We start from the raw sequence: 13,653 nt of genomic DNA, 5'->3' as shown, positions 1-13,653 counted from the left end.
AATTCCCAAAAACCATGGACCACCGAACCACCCGTTATTTGAAATCCTGTTTTCAGAACTATTATAAAACCGCTGAAATAGTTCTTCCTGACCACCTGCCTAATAGAGAATGGGCTTTCATCTTCTACGATGATATGCCGGAAAAAATGATGCATCGGCACAAGTCTTTCGGTTCTCCGGGAGAGGCTCTTGATTACCTTTACGGCATGGTTCCTGCGCATGTTTACAATTCTACGGCTTACTACGAATACCCTGATGCAAAGAAGATGAATGAGAAAAACTGGCTCGGGGCAGAACTGATCTTTGACCTTGATGCAGACCACCTGCCAAATGCCCCGAATAATTATGCTGATATGCTTGAGCTTGTGAAGAAAGAGACTCTTAAGCTCATAGATTTTCTGTTAGACGATTTTGGAGTTTCAGAACAGGAAATGGAGCTGGTCTTTTCCGGAGGAAGGGGATATCATTTACACGTTACGAATCCGAAAGTTCTGAAGCTCGGGAGTTCAGAGAGAAGGGAAATCGTGAATTATGTGAGCGGAAGGGACATTGATTTCAAGCACTTTTTCAAGGAGGTTGCAATGGATGGGGATTTCGGGACAGGCTCAAAGGCATTTAAAGGGATTAAGAACGTGCCTATGAAGTGCACGCTTGTTGGATACGATTCCGGGTGGGGTAAGAGGATTGCGCTTTATCTTACGGACTACATGAAGACTGAGTGTGAAAAAAAGTACAAGAAAGATATGTTTCCCGAACTCCGCAAGCATGAGAAGGTAGGGGATGCCACAATAAAAAAGCTGATTAATATTACGAACAGCGAAAATGGCTTAAAGGACATTCTGGAGAGAGGAAGGCTGGACTTTGACGTAAGAAATTTTAAGGAGATTGCCGCATATTTTATGCAGGAATCAGTTGAGGATTTCCTGAACAGGTTCGGAGCCAGTGTTGATGAACCGGTGACTGCCGACATCAAACGCCTGATCCGCGTACCCGGGTCCCTGCACGGCGGGTCCGGGATGCTGGTTAAGAAGCTTGCTTTTTCCGAGCTGGAAAGGTTTGATCCGCTCAATGATGCAGTTATCTTCAGCGACAAACCAACAAAAATAACCGTTTCAAAGCCTTTCTCAGTACAGCTGAAGGGCAAGGATTTAAGAATAGAAGAAGGCATACAGGAAGTTCCGGAGTATGCAGCCGTATATCTAATTTGTAGAGGTGTTGCGGAGTATGGACATAGAAAAAATCAGCCAAACACTGTATAAGGAAAAAAACCAGACATTGAAAACGATTCAGGCTGATTTTTATCAGGAAGCTGAAAAATACATCCGGGAGCTTGAGAAAGAGATAGGGAAGATTAATAATCCCCGTTCTCCGGAATCAAAGATGCTTAATGACGAGCATGAAAGAGCGCTTTCGGACCTTGAGACAATCTTTATGAAAAGGATAGGGAAGGTCATTACCCGGGCAACGATCCAGTCTAACGCTGATAAACCTATTTCAAAGGATCTCGAAAAGCTGCTTCCTGCAGAGAAAATGCTTTATGATCTTGTGCTTCAGGGAATAGAAGCTGCAAAAGTAGAGCTTTTAGGCCCCATTCTTTATCCCGATTCAGGGAAGATTCCGGTCTGGCCCGGGACAGGGGATGCAAGACAGGCATCTGCCGCGGTTATTGTAGATGCAAAAACAGGCAGGGGAATAACTGTGACTGCCGAAGGGAAGAACACAGGGACAGAGTCGGGCAAAAACAATATAAACGAAGAATATGTTGTTGTCCGAATACTGAAGGACCTGCCTACCTTCACAGGGGCGGACGGCCGGAACTATACGGTCAATGCCGAAAATGTGGTTGTTTTGCCGCAACTGAATGCAACAGGGTTGATAAAGCGGAAAGCAGCAAAACTGATTGCTGTCGGAGAGAAAGGCTCCGGAGAAAAGAATTCCGAAAAGAACTGATTCCTTGAGACATGCAGCTTATTTTAGCCAGAAAAACAGTTGTGGACAGGCATATCAGAGACCCTGTAAACAAAGGATTCATGCCTTATGAAGGAAAAGCACTTCAGGCAATAGTATTAGTATATATATGTGTAGCTATATCTGTGTAGCTTAACCTTGTTAGCGTGCTCTGACCTCGTCTTCAATAGGAGACCGTCACTCAGGATATCGAAACAAAAGAGGTTCAGACGATTTCAAACTTATCAATTAACGCTTCCCAAATTAATAGATTCCCAGGAATTAAACGCCATACGTAACGCCATACGTATATTCAATAAGTATATTTAACAGTGCTTTTCCGCAAAAGCCGGAATATGCACAAAATACCAATAATCATCAAAAAGGTGTAAAGAATGAAAATTCCAAAGAGGTTCAGAACTTACTGCCCGTTCTGTAAGACCCACCAAGAACACGTAGCAGAGAGGGTCAAGAAGGGCCAAGCTTCATCAATGACTCACATTGCAAGGCAAAAGAAAAGACAGCAAGGCATAGGAAACAGCGGAAAGTTCTCAAAGGTGCCCGGTGGCGACAAGCCAACAAAGCGCATCTGGCTCAGATACCGCTGCACCGTATGTAAGAAAGCCCACCAGAGACCCTGTTTCAGGGCAAAGAAGTTCGAGTTCAAGGAGTAAGATAAAATGATAGACTACACCCAGCGACCAAAAAGCAGGTTCCTGCGCGTAAAGTGCAACGACTGCGAAAACGAACAGATCATATTCGGAAGCGCAAGCCGTAAAATTACCTGCGTAGTCTGTGGAAGGACCCTTGCCGAACCAACCGGTGGAAAATCAACAATTACCACTCACATCCTGGAAGTACTTGAATAACCGTATCAGGGAAAGCACTTAACAGGAATAGAGTATAGAATAATTTAGAGAACAAAAATTGAGAAGTGGTACGAATGGGAAACGATAACTGGCCTGAAATCGGAGAATTTGTTGTCTGTACGGTGAAGAATGTAACTGATTTCGGAGCCTACGTCGAGCTTGAAGAATTCGGAGGAAGGGAAGGTTTCATCCATATCTCCGAAATTAAAGCAGGCTGGGTCAAGTACGTCAGGGACTACGTAAGGGAAGGGCAGAAGATTGTCTGCAAGGTTCTGAACGTGGACCCTTCCCGAGGCCACATCGACCTTTCATTGAAAGACGTAAATGAGCACCAGCGGCGGGCTAAGATCCAGGATTGGAAGAATGAGCAGAAAGCCACCAAGTGGCTCCAGTTCGTGGCCGAAGAGACCGAGAGCGAGGGCGATGAAATTGGCCTGCAGGCTCTGCATGAAAAACTTGTAGAAGAGTTTGGAAGTGCATACGCCGCCTTCGAAGAAGCAGCTGTTGAAGGGGAAAGCGCCTTTAAAGGGCTCAAAGTCAACAAAAAATACTTACAGAGCATAATCAAAATCGCAGGAGAAAATATCAAACTGCCCTTCGTGGATATCGCAGGGTATGTGGATCTGACCTGCAATCTTCCAAATGGCATAGAGGTCATAAAACAGGCCCTTCATGCTGCAAATTCCATCAGTGATGTTGATGGGGAAGATATAAAGCTCGAAGTAAGTTACACAGGGGCTCCGAGATATAGAATCAAGGTAATAGCTCCTGACTATAAGAAAGCCGAATCAGTCCTTAAAAAATCCGCTCAGACGGCAGTAGACACTATTGCAAAACTTGGCGGACATGGGATTTTCAAACGGCATATCGAATCAGCAAAGGCGTGATAACCTTTGGGACAAAAGATCCGCAAATGCAAAAATTGCGGCAGGTACACTTTAAGGGAAAAATGCCCGGCTTGCGGGGGAGAAGTCTTACCCGCGATCCCGGCTCGCTTTTCTCCTAAGGACCCTTATGGCAAGTACCGAAGACTGGCAAAGAAAGGATAAGGGATTTTTATGCAGCAAAGTACACTTGTCCGCCTGAAAGAAAAACTTGAGCTCAAAAACCCCATACTGGTAGTAGGACTTCCGGGAGTAGGGCTTGTTGGCAAGCTGGTGGCAGAGCATCTGGTAGATGAACTTGAGGCTGAAAAGATTATGGAGGTTTATTCTCCGCATTTTCCACCCCAGGTCCTTATCAATAAAGATTGTACTGTCCGTCCGGTAAGCAACACCATATACCACGGGAAAGTAAACGAAACTGATGTTATATTTCTTGTAGGGGACCACCAGAGCACTACTTCACAGGGACATTACGAACTCTGCTCTCTTTATCTGGACATTGCAGAGGAACTTAAAGTACCCAGAATATACACCCTCGGGGGCTACCCGACAGGCAAACTCACCTATGAAGAGACAGTCCTTGGGGTTGCCAACAGCACGGAACTGATCGAAGAGATTAAAAAATTCGGGGTCGAGTTCAGGGAATCGGAGCCAAGCGGGGGAATCGTAGGAGCATCCGGTCTGCTTGTGGCTTTCAGCAGGATGAGGGGCATAGATGCTGCTTGTCTTATGGGAATGACGCCAGGATACCTGATGGATCCCAAAAGTGCCCAGTCTCTTTTGAAAGTGCTGTGTAATATGTTCGGGATCGAGGTAAACACAGACTCCCTTAAGAAAAAAGCAGAGGAAATGGAAAGTATCCTCGAAAAGTTGAAAGAAAAAGAAGAGCAGCAGAACTTCCCAGAAGTTAAACCCACGGAAGAAGACCTGCGCTACATAGGATAAATACATAGATAGGGAAGTTCCAGGTAGAGAATACGCGGATAGAGAATCCGGATAGAGAAATACATAGTTAAGGAACCTGAAAGTTAAAAACGATTCTGGCGAAAGGTTCGGAAATGAAAGTCAATGCAGACCTCCATCTCCACTCAAAGTACTCGATGGCGTGTTCGGGGAAGATGGAACTACCCACAATTGCTAGTGAAGCTTCGAGAAAAGGGATGGAGCTTATCGGTACAGGGGACTGCACTCATCCGAAGTGGCTGGAAGAGATAAAAAAAGCAGCTATTTCAGACGAAGAAATCCGAATAGGAAATATATTTTTTATACCCACTACCGAGGTCGAGGATATCGACCGGGTACACCACCTCCTGATTTTACCTTCTATTTCAAAAGCCGAAGAGCTGGCAGAAAGAATTGCCCCTTTCGGAAACCTTGAAGCAGATGGGCGCCCATCAGTTAAGCTGGATGGCTGTGAAATTGCAGAGATTGCAAAAGATCTTGGAGCTCTTATTGGTCCCTGTCATGCTTTCACACCATGGACTGCTCTTTATGGCTACCATGACAGCCTGGAAAGCTGCTATGGGGATATGACAGAATATGTCTCTTTTGTTGAACTTGGCCTGAGTGCAGACAGTAATTACGCAGACAGGATTGAGGAACTGCACCGACTGACCTTCCTTACGAACTCTGATGCCCATTCCCCTTCTACCAACAAACTGGCAAGGGAATTTACTCAGTTCAATGTTCCTGACATTACTTTTGAAGGCATCAAGAAAGCAATTCTCAGGAAGCAGGGATACGGAGCTACTCTGAACGTCGGTTTTTTCCCTGAAGAAGGAAAGTACAACCGGTCTGCCTGCGTCAAGTGCTTTACTCAGTATCCGCTGCCGGAAGCCGAAGCTAGAAGATGGCGCTGTCCGATATGCAGAGGCATTATAAAAAAAGGAGTGGCTGACCGGGTCAACGAACTTGCGGATTTTGAAAAACCCGAGCATCCTGATCACCGACCTCCTTATCTTCACCTGATCCCTCTTGCAGAGATCATACAGATGTCACTCGGCCACGCAAGCGTCCAGACAAAAGGCGTAAAGACTGCCTGGGAGACCATTGTCGGGCATTTCGGAAACGAGGTTGAAGCCCTTATCTATGCAGAACCGGAAGCCCTGAAAATAGTGGATGACAGGATAGTAAACGCAATTCTCGCCTTCAGGAAGGGCGATGTTATAATCCACCCCGGCGGAGGCGGCCAGTACGGCTGGCTCGAACTGCCAGGCCACCTGAAAGCAGAAAAACCCGGACCTGCAGAAAAAGGTGCCGAGGAAAAGAAAAAAGCCTCAAAAATAACAAAAAGAGAGATCGGAAAGTCCAGAACTCAGATTTCATTTTCTGACCTTGCGAGAAAAAGCTCCGTAGAAACAGTCGAAACTGAGGAAGAAAAGACAGCAGGAGTGGGAACAGAATGGCCAGAGAAAGAGAGGCCGGAAAAACCTGCAGGTCAGAGATCACTTTTTGATTTTTAAAATCCGAGAGCCGCTGAGAATAAAATATATAAGATAGAAAGTCTATTCACTTAACTCTGCACCAAAAACGTCGGGTACTGCCCGGAAACGTCCTCATTATTTAAAATCTATCCAACGTTTAAGCTAACGTTTAACATTTAAGCTGACATTACATTTAAGTTAACGTTACATTAATCTAACGTTTAAGCTAACCTAAAACGTTCTTAAAGCAAAATGCCCAGGTAGTCTAGCGGTAGGGCGACGGTCTCGAAAACCGTTTCTTCTTTGGGAGAGCGCAGGTTCGAATCCTGCCCTGGGCGTGACCCTCTTATTAAAACCTTATTAAAACCTCTTTTTAGAAAAACAGGTGTTGCCTGATTAATTTGTTAATCCATTCCGGAACCCCCGAGGAAATCGGTCAGTTTTCTCCCCCTGTGCTGCACGGAGCCTGAGCCGGCCTGCCAGCCAGAATAAATAATTTCCTAACTCAGGAACCATTTTTCAAGAATGTAGGTATAAACGCTTCCTCCAGCTTGCCTGCAGCCCTACAAAAAAAGAAGTGAGTACCGGGTTTTTCCAACACTATTAATATTTACATTTTTATGTCACTTTTAATTTCTTGCTATTATTTTCTTCCTTCTCTTCTTTTTTGTTGGAAAGACCGCTCTCCTGCGTCGAGCGTGAAAAAGACACAATACAACTAATGACGTTGTATGGGGAAGAAATTCTTGTAATTCACTCCTTTAGTCCACTTTAGTGAGCGAAGCTCACTGTTCTTATGGGCGTTAAGAATAATAGATATGCCCCCAGTAAATAGGGTGAAAAAAAGATTTCAAATTAAGGGGAGATATGCATGAGTTCCAAAGACAACCTTAAGGCTGCATTTACTGGCGAATCAATGGCGAACAGGACATACCTGGCCTTTGCGAAGAAAGCAGACGAGGAAGGGTATCATCAGATAGCCAAACTCTTTAGAGCCGCTGCTGCTGCGGAAACAGTCCATGCTTTCAATCACCTCCAGCGTATGGGCGGGATTGGAACTACAATGGATAACCTGAAAGAGGCCGTTAACGGCGAAACATACGAATTTGAAACAATGTACCCCACGTTTATAGAGGAGGCAAAGACCGAAGGGGATAACAGGGCTCTCTGGAGCTTTGAAGTGGCAAATAAAGTAGAAAAGGTCCATGCCAGACTATATGAAAAAGCCCTGGAAGAAATAGGGAATAATAAAGAGGTTGATTATTACGTCTGCGGGGTCTGCGGACATACTATGGAAGGTGAACCTGAAGGGAACTGTCCAATCTGTGGGGCACCTGCATCCAAATTCAATAAAATTGACTGAAAACCAATTAAGACAACAACATTTCAGACGGTCAGGGAAATCCATCGAGAGCTAACAGATAAGAAAAAAGCTCTCCATTTACTTTTTTGCTAGCATGGCTTTAAAAACAGATTGAAGCCATTATTAACCTTCTTTCGTTTTCATAAGGGCATCAAGCAAATAAGGAATTCGATTCCCGCGTTCCTTTGATTCTTTGGCTTTTATGCAATTATACTTCCCGAAACCTCAGGGATTCAGATAAACAACTTTATTTGCAAAACCCCTGATATAGAACAAAATTTAAAAGGGAGCCCTGAATTTTTTGAAATTAAACAAGAAATTGATGAAATACTTCGATCGTCGCAGAACAGGCAAATGGACAGGTGAGGTAAGTGCATATGACTTCGCAGTTCGCCTGCTTGGTTACGTATCATTTGCGATATTTGTGCTCGCAATCCTTGCAGGAATAATCTATTTTCTGTTTATGTACTGAGGAAGAAATAGAAATATGTTCTCAAAAACCATGTTTCTTGCCGTTAACTATTTAAAAGAGAAAGGATATGTCAGTATCCTTGTTAGTCTTCATTAAGGGGCTGTGGCCTAGCCCGGCATGGCGATGGGCTCCAGCGGATAAATGATGAACAACGGGTCTACCGAGTCTTTCCCGACGGGGCAGGACAATGAGGAACCGTTGGAGCACTGATAGATGCTCACCAGAAAAACTGTGAAAGCAGTTGTTCGGAGATACCCGTCGATCGTGAGTTCGAATCTCACCAGCCCCACCTTTATTATTTTCTTTAATTTTCTTTAATTTTCTTTAATTTTCTTTAATTTTCTTTAATTTCGATTTTCAGGAAAACATTCTCATCTTTGTATGATTACTTTCTAATTCCAGTATCGATACTCTCGATATAGACCTCTTTTTTGATAATATCCTCTTTTGGATTCAGTTCAATCCCGGAAATGAGAATGAGGAGTTATAAATATCAGTTACTTGAAAAAAAGACCCATCATTCAAAACGAAGGGATTCCTTATAAAAATTAAACCTGATCTTAAACGAGGGGTTAAACCGAAAGACTTCAGGAAAATCCTGACCTGCATAGTATTTTCCTTCCTGATACTTACTTTAGCCGTCAGCCCTGTATTTGCGGACATATCTACCGCAGACTCCGGGCAGGGCAATTCCACAGTTGAAGAGACTGAAGAGGCTGAAAATCCAGCCGCAGCCGAAAAAGGGAATTTAGGGAAAATTGAAATCATAACAATTCCAAACGGCTCTGAGATTTATATAAACGAAAAGCTCGTGGGAAAAACCCCGGCTCTCATAGAGAAAGTACCGCCCGATTTTTATGAGGTGATGCTAACGCAGGAAGGGTATGACGATGTCTTTGAGAGGGTGCTTGTTAAAGCCGGGAAAACTGCCTCAATCTCAAAAAAGCTCCGTGTAAACGAGAGGGTATACAGCATTTCTTCAAGCCCCTCCGGAGCAAATGTCTACCTTGACGGGAAGTACAAAGGAATAACTCCGGTCGTATTTCATGCAGGCGAAGGGCAGCATAAACTGGCTATAAAGAAGACAGGATACAGCACGGTTTCAAAAGAGATCAATGCCTCCGGAGAGACAGCACCTGTGATGGAGGAAAAACTCCACCTCAATCTCTTTACCTACTTTGCTGCAACCCTGGTTCTGCTGGCTGCAGGTATTATTATAAAAAGAAACCCCGAAAAGTTAAAGTTTAAATTCCCGAGAAAAGTTTCGGCAGGCGGCAGGGCACTCGAAAAGTTTCAGAGGGGATCAGGGAAAAGAGATGAAAAACTGCAAGAGAAATCATCAGTTCCTGATGATCTGGTAGAAATGGAAAATTTTACGGAACAAAATTTTGAATACACAGTAAAAAAGAAAAAGAAAGTCTGATTAAAAATGATTATCAGGGAGGTTGATTAGAAAAATTGATTAGAATAATTAATTAGAATAATTGATAGGCAGAAGCTGACTGCTTACGGATTCTGGAAGTTTTCATCCTTCATCCTTCACCTTCATCCTTCACCTTCAAATTCTTTTTCCAGAAAAGCCTCCAGACGGTCCATGCCTTCTGCAATGTTTTCAAGGCTGTTAGCGTAGGAAAAACGCAGGTAGCCTTCTGCCCCGTTTCCGAAGTCTATGCCGGGAGTTACTGCCACACCTGCCTCATTGAGAATCCTGCGGCTCAATTTAAGAGAATCACTGCAGAACTTGCGGGCATCAGCGAGGACATAAAAAGCCCCCATTGGCTCTTTGCGCACTTCAAGGCCCATGCCGAGAAGCCTTTTAAGCATGTACTGGCGACGTATATTGTAGGTCTGGACCATCTCAGTAACGTGTTCCTGAGGACCTTTCAGGGCTGCAATGCCTGCCTCCTGGACAAAGGAGTTAGCGCAGATAAAGAAATTCTGGTGAATTTTCTGAATCGCGCGTATACAATCAGGGGGGCAGATAATATAGCCAAGTCTCCAGCCGGTCATTGCATAAAGTTTGGAAAAGCCGTTAAGGACAAAGGCATTTTTCGTATATTCCAGGATGCTGTGTTCTTCTCCGCTGTAGATCAGGCCCTGGTAGATTTCGTCCGAAACGATAGGAATTCCTTTTTCATCTGCTATTGCGGCAAGGCCCTGCAAACTTTCAGGAGACATAACATGCCCTCCGGGATTTGAAGGACTGTTAATGAGGATGGCTTTGGTATTCGGACTCAGGCACTGCCTTACTGTTTCGGGTTCAAGGACAAAGCCGTTTGTCTCGCTCGTATAGACAAAAACAGGGGTCCCGCCCAGATACTTTACGAAATTTGGATAGCAGGCGTAGTGAGGGTTCGACATAATTACTTCATCCCTCTTTTCAAGCAGAGCCATAAAAACAATCAGGAGACCAGGGCTTGTCCCGGAAGTAACAATAACCTGATTCGGGTCCAGGTCAACTCCAAACTTCTGATGATAAGACTCAACTATTGCCTCTCTGAGAGCAGGGAGTCCCTGGCTGTGAGTGTACTTTGTAAATCCCCTACCAATCGCAGCACAGGCAGCCTCGCAGATATGGGGAGCAGTAGGGAAATCAGGCTCTCCGACCTCAAGATGGATTATATGCCTGCCCTGAGCTTCCAGAGCCTTGGCACTTTCCAGTACTTCCATCACATAGAAAGGAGGGATATCTTCTGATTTTTTTGATAAGATGCAATCGGAATTTATCGAAAACATAAAAGACCTTCTGAAAAGCGATTAATATAAAAGCCACAAGGTAAAAGCAAGTAATATCACTGAGTATGTACCTGAAACTGCGTATGCTTTCAATATTTAAATATTCTGTGGGAAAAACAAAGAGTCAAAACTGAGGGACATAAAAGAAAAATTAATCCCGGAATGAGTTTAACAAGAAAAAAGTTAACTCTCTGAATCAGGTAGATTTTATCTGTCTAAGGCGGGAAGACCCCTTCCTCAAACCTCTGGGCCTTCAGGCGAAAGGATTCGGGAGGGGGGCAGTTCGCAGAAACTTAATCTTTCGGCATAATTTTATCAACTACCTCCACATCCGACCCAGCCCAGCCCTGATCTTCAAGCATTTTTGCAAAATCACGCTGAAAGGTCTGGAATATTACAACGTTTTCAGGGACAATATTGAGGAAATCGTAGTCCCCATAAGCTCCCGTAAAGAAAGAGGCGACAGTTTCTTCAAATTTTTCCTCTATTCTTTGCGGGTACCAGAGTCCGTATTGAGAAAGTAAAACAAAGTTAGGATCAGGCACAGGAGCCTCTTCCGGATAGATATAAAAACCTATAAAGACCTCTTCACCGGACTTTGCAAGAACCAGTTTCTTTTCAAACCCCGGTTTCTGAAGTTTGAGAAACCATTCCCCCTTTAGAAGGTCTTCAGGTTCTTTGATAACTCCATGGGCTTTCAGAATCCTTTCAGCTACCTGCTGGATTTCCAGAATAATGGCATTACGCTGTTCTTCAGGCATCTTCAGGCAGGAGATACAGAAGTCTTCGGAGGGAACTCCTGTGTATTGAGTACCAGCCTCTGCACCTGATTTCCCCTGTTCTTCAGCCTTTCTTTCGAAATCGGTTTCTGAACTTTTCGCATTACTCGGGATTTCAGCCTTAACCTGCCGTATTTCGGTCTCAGAATGTTCTACCGTAATTAGCACCCCCGTTAATGTATAGGACGGAGATGCCCATAAGCATTGGTATGTAAGTCCCTAAAAAAGATTCCCGATCCACTCCCGGATAGGACCTGATTTCAGGAACTGAACCTGTTTTAACCTTTAACCGGACCTGCTTCCCCGCTTTCCCCGGGATAGGGGACATCGTTTATGTTTCCAGAAGCAAGCCACCGGACTCCAAGATATACAAAGGGGGTATCAAGGAGAGCAAACATCACTTTAAGGATCCAGACAGGCAAAATCATATAAAAAACTGAAACTACCCCCAGTTCGGGAGTTACATGATAGAAAGCAATAAACGTGAAAACGATGGAGTCGAGCAGCTGGGAAACAATTGTTGAAAGATTGTTTCTGAGCCAGAGATACCTGCCATTTGTCTTCTGCTTCCAGAAATTAAAGGCCCACAGGTCATGGTGCTGGCTTATAACAAAAGCGATCATGCTTGCCAGTATAACTCTCATGGAATTTGAAAAAACGCTATTATAAGCCTCATTATTCGGGTACAAATGAGATGGTGCCAGACCAGTACTTATGAACACGAAAATGGATGCAATACAGAGTGAAAGAAAACCTGCATGTAAGAAAACCTTTGTCACTTCCCTTCCTTTAACTTCTTCTACCATGTCCGTAATAAGGAAAGTAACCGGATATGCGAAAAAACCTACCGAGGTTACGACCCCGAATATCTCAATTAGCTTGCTCCCGAGAAGGTTTCCAAGGAGTAGAGAGCTGACGAAAACTGTTAGCAAAAGCTGTATCTTGTAATCTATGGGTTTCATGAATTCTCAGGGTTTAAGTTGGGTTTAAGGGTTGGATAACATTATAAACTGAATACTTTAACATCTTCAACACCGGCATTTGGTCCCTTAAAGAGGGAATTTAAGCAGTGGCCTGTTAGATTCCGGGAAATTACCTGAAACGTTCTGCTCTTCTGAAGAGGTTTTGAGGCGACCTGTCTACTTCATCACATATTATCTTATGGGGGATGGAAGAAGGCAGAATTGAGTAAGCCTGACTGTCCGTACCCCGAAGCCCCCAGGTTTCGTCCGTGAGCAGGAAATAGGAGTTTTCAAGCCTTACTCCCTTTGATTTCAGGGAAGAAAGGACCTCAGGGTTTGAAAGGTCTTTTCGAATCTCTTCCGCAGCCTTTACCTGAGTGCCAGGACCTCCTTTTTTTACCGGATAAACAAGGTCATCGGAAAGGATCTTTTCAATTGTGCGGACTATCAGCCTGTAGCAGGTTTTTTTGTTTGTGGACATTTCCGGAACTTTTTCCAGATAAAAAACATTGCGTCCATTCCTGGCAATATCTGAAAGAACGTCTTCCCGCCTCGAAAAAGATTCCACATCAGACGTGGATATACTCGAGAAAAAAACAGGAAACTTTTTAGACAGGCTGTCTGCGGCTGCCTGGTTCGTCTTCTCGCGGGGAATATATTCAAAGCTAACTCTGGACCCTGAAAACTCCTTTTCTACTTCCTGCGCCCTTCCCTGAAAAGCTCTTACGGCTTCAGTAGAATCATTATAAACAATTATTTCGGCATCGCCTTTTGAAAAAATCCTGACAAGGGATATGGCAAAATTGAGGGCTGCAAGTTCACAGTCAAGATTATTCTGAGGATGACCCGGGACTTTAGTTGTTGACTGGTGGATCTGCCCGCCATCCCGTAACACCACGCAACCGAGGTAGGAGTCTTCACTTTCATTATAAGACGAATCACAGTAGACTTCAAGCATCTTTAGTTTCACCTTTCTAGTAAGAGGAGTTTGTAGTAAACGAACCGAATGATTGAAACATAGTAAATATATAGTAACAGTTGCAGATATTGAGAATTGAGCTTTTATGAGAAAGAGGGGAGAAAGTTCCTATGCTTTAGCTGGGAGTAGTTCACGAAAATAGTGTGTTAATGAGAGAAAAAGGTTTTCAGCCTTTCTGGTGATAAAGGAGAAAGGAAAAGGGCTTTAGAGTGATTTGAGAATAATAATAATAATAATAA

General features: G+C 44.0%; 16 protein-coding genes and 2 tRNA genes. 14 read left to right on the top strand and 4 right to left on the bottom strand.

Going from position 1 to position 13,653, the window contains the following annotated elements:
- The first annotated feature begins 14 nt into the window (after positions 1–14).
- The 14 genes from priS to EO93_RS08285 all read left to right on the top strand — a co-directional run bounded on the left by priS (position 15) and on the right by EO93_RS08285 (position 9,381).
- The gene (priS, locus tag EO93_RS08340) at positions 15–1,259 is read left to right on the top strand and encodes a DNA primase catalytic subunit PriS (protein WP_048136245.1); all 1,245 of its coding nucleotides are present in this window, start codon (positions 15–17) and stop codon (positions 1,257–1,259) included.
- The gene (locus EO93_RS08335) at positions 1,225–1,950 is read left to right on the top strand and encodes a hypothetical protein (RefSeq protein WP_048136243.1); all 726 of its coding nucleotides are present in this window, start codon (positions 1,225–1,227) and stop codon (positions 1,948–1,950) included. Before priS ends, EO93_RS08335 begins: the two co-directional genes overlap by 35 nt.
- Before the next feature lie 11 nt (positions 1,951–1,961).
- The gene (locus EO93_RS17390) at positions 1,962–2,099 is read left to right on the top strand and encodes a hypothetical protein (RefSeq protein ID WP_156161269.1); all 138 of its coding nucleotides are present in this window, start codon (positions 1,962–1,964) and stop codon (positions 2,097–2,099) included.
- Positions 2,100–2,342: 243 nt separating this feature from the next.
- On the top strand, positions 2,343–2,621 hold the full coding sequence (locus EO93_RS08330) for a 50S ribosomal protein L44e (RefSeq protein ID WP_048136241.1): 279 nt from the start codon (positions 2,343–2,345) through the stop codon (positions 2,619–2,621).
- A gap of 6 nt (positions 2,622–2,627) precedes the next feature.
- Positions 2,628–2,816 (top strand): 30S ribosomal protein S27e, encoded by a 189-nt coding sequence (locus tag EO93_RS08325; protein WP_048124561.1) that lies wholly within the window; start codon positions 2,628–2,630, stop codon positions 2,814–2,816.
- A gap of 74 nt (positions 2,817–2,890) precedes the next feature.
- Positions 2,891–3,703 (top strand): translation initiation factor IF-2 subunit alpha, encoded by an 813-nt coding sequence (locus EO93_RS08320; protein WP_048141461.1) that lies wholly within the window; start codon positions 2,891–2,893, stop codon positions 3,701–3,703.
- Positions 3,704–3,709: 6 nt separating this feature from the next.
- Positions 3,710–3,865: an RNA-protein complex protein Nop10 gene (locus EO93_RS16830; protein WP_082098461.1), complete on the top strand. Its 156-nt coding sequence runs from the start codon at positions 3,710–3,712 to the stop codon at positions 3,863–3,865.
- Positions 3,866–3,874: 9 nt separating this feature from the next.
- Positions 3,875–4,645 carry a proteasome assembly chaperone family protein gene (locus tag EO93_RS08315; protein ID WP_048161995.1) on the top strand — a complete coding sequence of 257 codons (771 nt, stop codon included), beginning with the start codon at positions 3,875–3,877 and terminating at the stop codon, positions 4,643–4,645.
- Between the two features lie 113 nt (positions 4,646–4,758).
- Complete coding sequence (locus tag EO93_RS08310; protein WP_048161994.1) at positions 4,759–6,162, top strand: TIGR00375 family protein; 1,404 nt, start codon at positions 4,759–4,761, stop codon at positions 6,160–6,162.
- A 215-nt stretch (positions 6,163–6,377) separates the two neighbouring features.
- Positions 6,378–6,461: transfer RNA gene (locus EO93_RS08305), tRNA-Ser, on the top strand.
- 533 nt (positions 6,462–6,994) lie between these two features.
- Positions 6,995–7,486, top strand: a complete 492-nt coding sequence (locus tag EO93_RS08300) for a rubrerythrin family protein (protein ID WP_048136233.1) — start codon at positions 6,995–6,997, stop codon at positions 7,484–7,486.
- Between the two features lie 322 nt (positions 7,487–7,808).
- Complete coding sequence (locus EO93_RS17385; protein WP_156161268.1) at positions 7,809–7,958, top strand: hypothetical protein; 150 nt, start codon at positions 7,809–7,811, stop codon at positions 7,956–7,958.
- A 96-nt stretch (positions 7,959–8,054) separates the two neighbouring features.
- A tRNA-Trp gene (locus tag EO93_RS08295) sits at positions 8,055–8,247 on the top strand.
- Between the two features lie 252 nt (positions 8,248–8,499).
- Positions 8,500–9,381 (top strand): PEGA domain-containing protein, encoded by an 882-nt coding sequence (locus tag EO93_RS08285; protein WP_342764198.1) that lies wholly within the window; start codon positions 8,500–8,502, stop codon positions 9,379–9,381.
- Positions 9,382–9,503: 122 nt separating this feature from the next.
- Here the strand turns inward: EO93_RS08285 and EO93_RS08280 are convergent, their stop codons facing one another.
- The 4 genes from EO93_RS08280 to EO93_RS08265 all read right to left on the bottom strand — a co-directional run bounded on the left by EO93_RS08280 (position 9,504) and on the right by EO93_RS08265 (position 13,393).
- Positions 9,504–10,694, bottom strand: a complete 1,191-nt coding sequence (locus EO93_RS08280) for a pyridoxal phosphate-dependent aminotransferase (protein ID WP_048136227.1) — start codon at positions 10,692–10,694, stop codon at positions 9,504–9,506.
- A 293-nt stretch (positions 10,695–10,987) separates the two neighbouring features.
- Entirely contained in the window at positions 10,988–11,641 is a 654-nt protein-coding gene (locus tag EO93_RS08275) for a hypothetical protein (protein WP_048161989.1), read from the bottom strand.
- A gap of 110 nt (positions 11,642–11,751) precedes the next feature.
- Positions 11,752–12,435, bottom strand: coding sequence for a queuosine precursor transporter (locus EO93_RS08270; RefSeq protein WP_048136223.1), 684 nt, complete (start codon positions 12,433–12,435; stop codon positions 11,752–11,754).
- 130 nt (positions 12,436–12,565) lie between these two features.
- Positions 12,566–13,393, bottom strand: coding sequence for a ribonuclease H family protein (locus EO93_RS08265; protein ID WP_048136221.1), 828 nt, complete (start codon positions 13,391–13,393; stop codon positions 12,566–12,568).
- Between the last annotated feature and the right edge of the window lie 260 nt (positions 13,394–13,653).

The organism is Methanosarcina sp. 1.H.A.2.2 (genome assembly GCF_000979975.1).
Lineage (GTDB): Archaea > Halobacteriota > Methanosarcinia > Methanosarcinales > Methanosarcinaceae > Methanosarcina.
This window is presented reverse-complemented; position numbering and strand designations above follow the sequence as displayed.

What these genes read in the sequence shown, in the direction of transcription:
- priS (WP_048136245.1), top strand. Translation starts at nt 15, where the DNA reads ATGGACCACCGAACCACCCGTTATTTGAAATCCTGTTTTCAGAACTAT.
- EO93_RS08335 (WP_048136243.1), top strand. Translation starts at nt 1,225, where the DNA reads ATGGACATAGAAAAAATCAGCCAAACACTGTATAAGGAAAAAAACCAG.
- EO93_RS17390 (WP_156161269.1), top strand. Translation starts at nt 1,962, where the DNA reads ATGCAGCTTATTTTAGCCAGAAAAACAGTTGTGGACAGGCATATCAGA.
- EO93_RS08330 (WP_048136241.1), top strand. Translation starts at nt 2,343, where the DNA reads ATGAAAATTCCAAAGAGGTTCAGAACTTACTGCCCGTTCTGTAAGACC.
- EO93_RS08325 (WP_048124561.1), top strand. Translation starts at nt 2,628, where the DNA reads ATGATAGACTACACCCAGCGACCAAAAAGCAGGTTCCTGCGCGTAAAG.
- EO93_RS08320 (WP_048141461.1), top strand. Translation starts at nt 2,891, where the DNA reads ATGGGAAACGATAACTGGCCTGAAATCGGAGAATTTGTTGTCTGTACG.
- EO93_RS08315 (WP_048161995.1), top strand. Translation starts at nt 3,875, where the DNA reads ATGCAGCAAAGTACACTTGTCCGCCTGAAAGAAAAACTTGAGCTCAAA.
- EO93_RS08310 (WP_048161994.1), top strand. Translation starts at nt 4,759, where the DNA reads ATGAAAGTCAATGCAGACCTCCATCTCCACTCAAAGTACTCGATGGCG.
- EO93_RS08300 (WP_048136233.1), top strand. Translation starts at nt 6,995, where the DNA reads ATGAGTTCCAAAGACAACCTTAAGGCTGCATTTACTGGCGAATCAATG.
- EO93_RS17385 (WP_156161268.1), top strand. Translation starts at nt 7,809, where the DNA reads ATGAAATACTTCGATCGTCGCAGAACAGGCAAATGGACAGGTGAGGTA.
- EO93_RS08280 (WP_048136227.1), bottom strand. Translation starts at nt 10,694, where the DNA reads ATGTTTTCGATAAATTCCGATTGCATCTTATCAAAAAAATCAGAAGAT.
- EO93_RS08270 (WP_048136223.1), bottom strand. Translation starts at nt 12,435, where the DNA reads ATGAAACCCATAGATTACAAGATACAGCTTTTGCTAACAGTTTTCGTC.
- EO93_RS08265 (WP_048136221.1), bottom strand. Translation starts at nt 13,393, where the DNA reads ATGCTTGAAGTCTACTGTGATTCGTCTTATAATGAAAGTGAAGACTCC.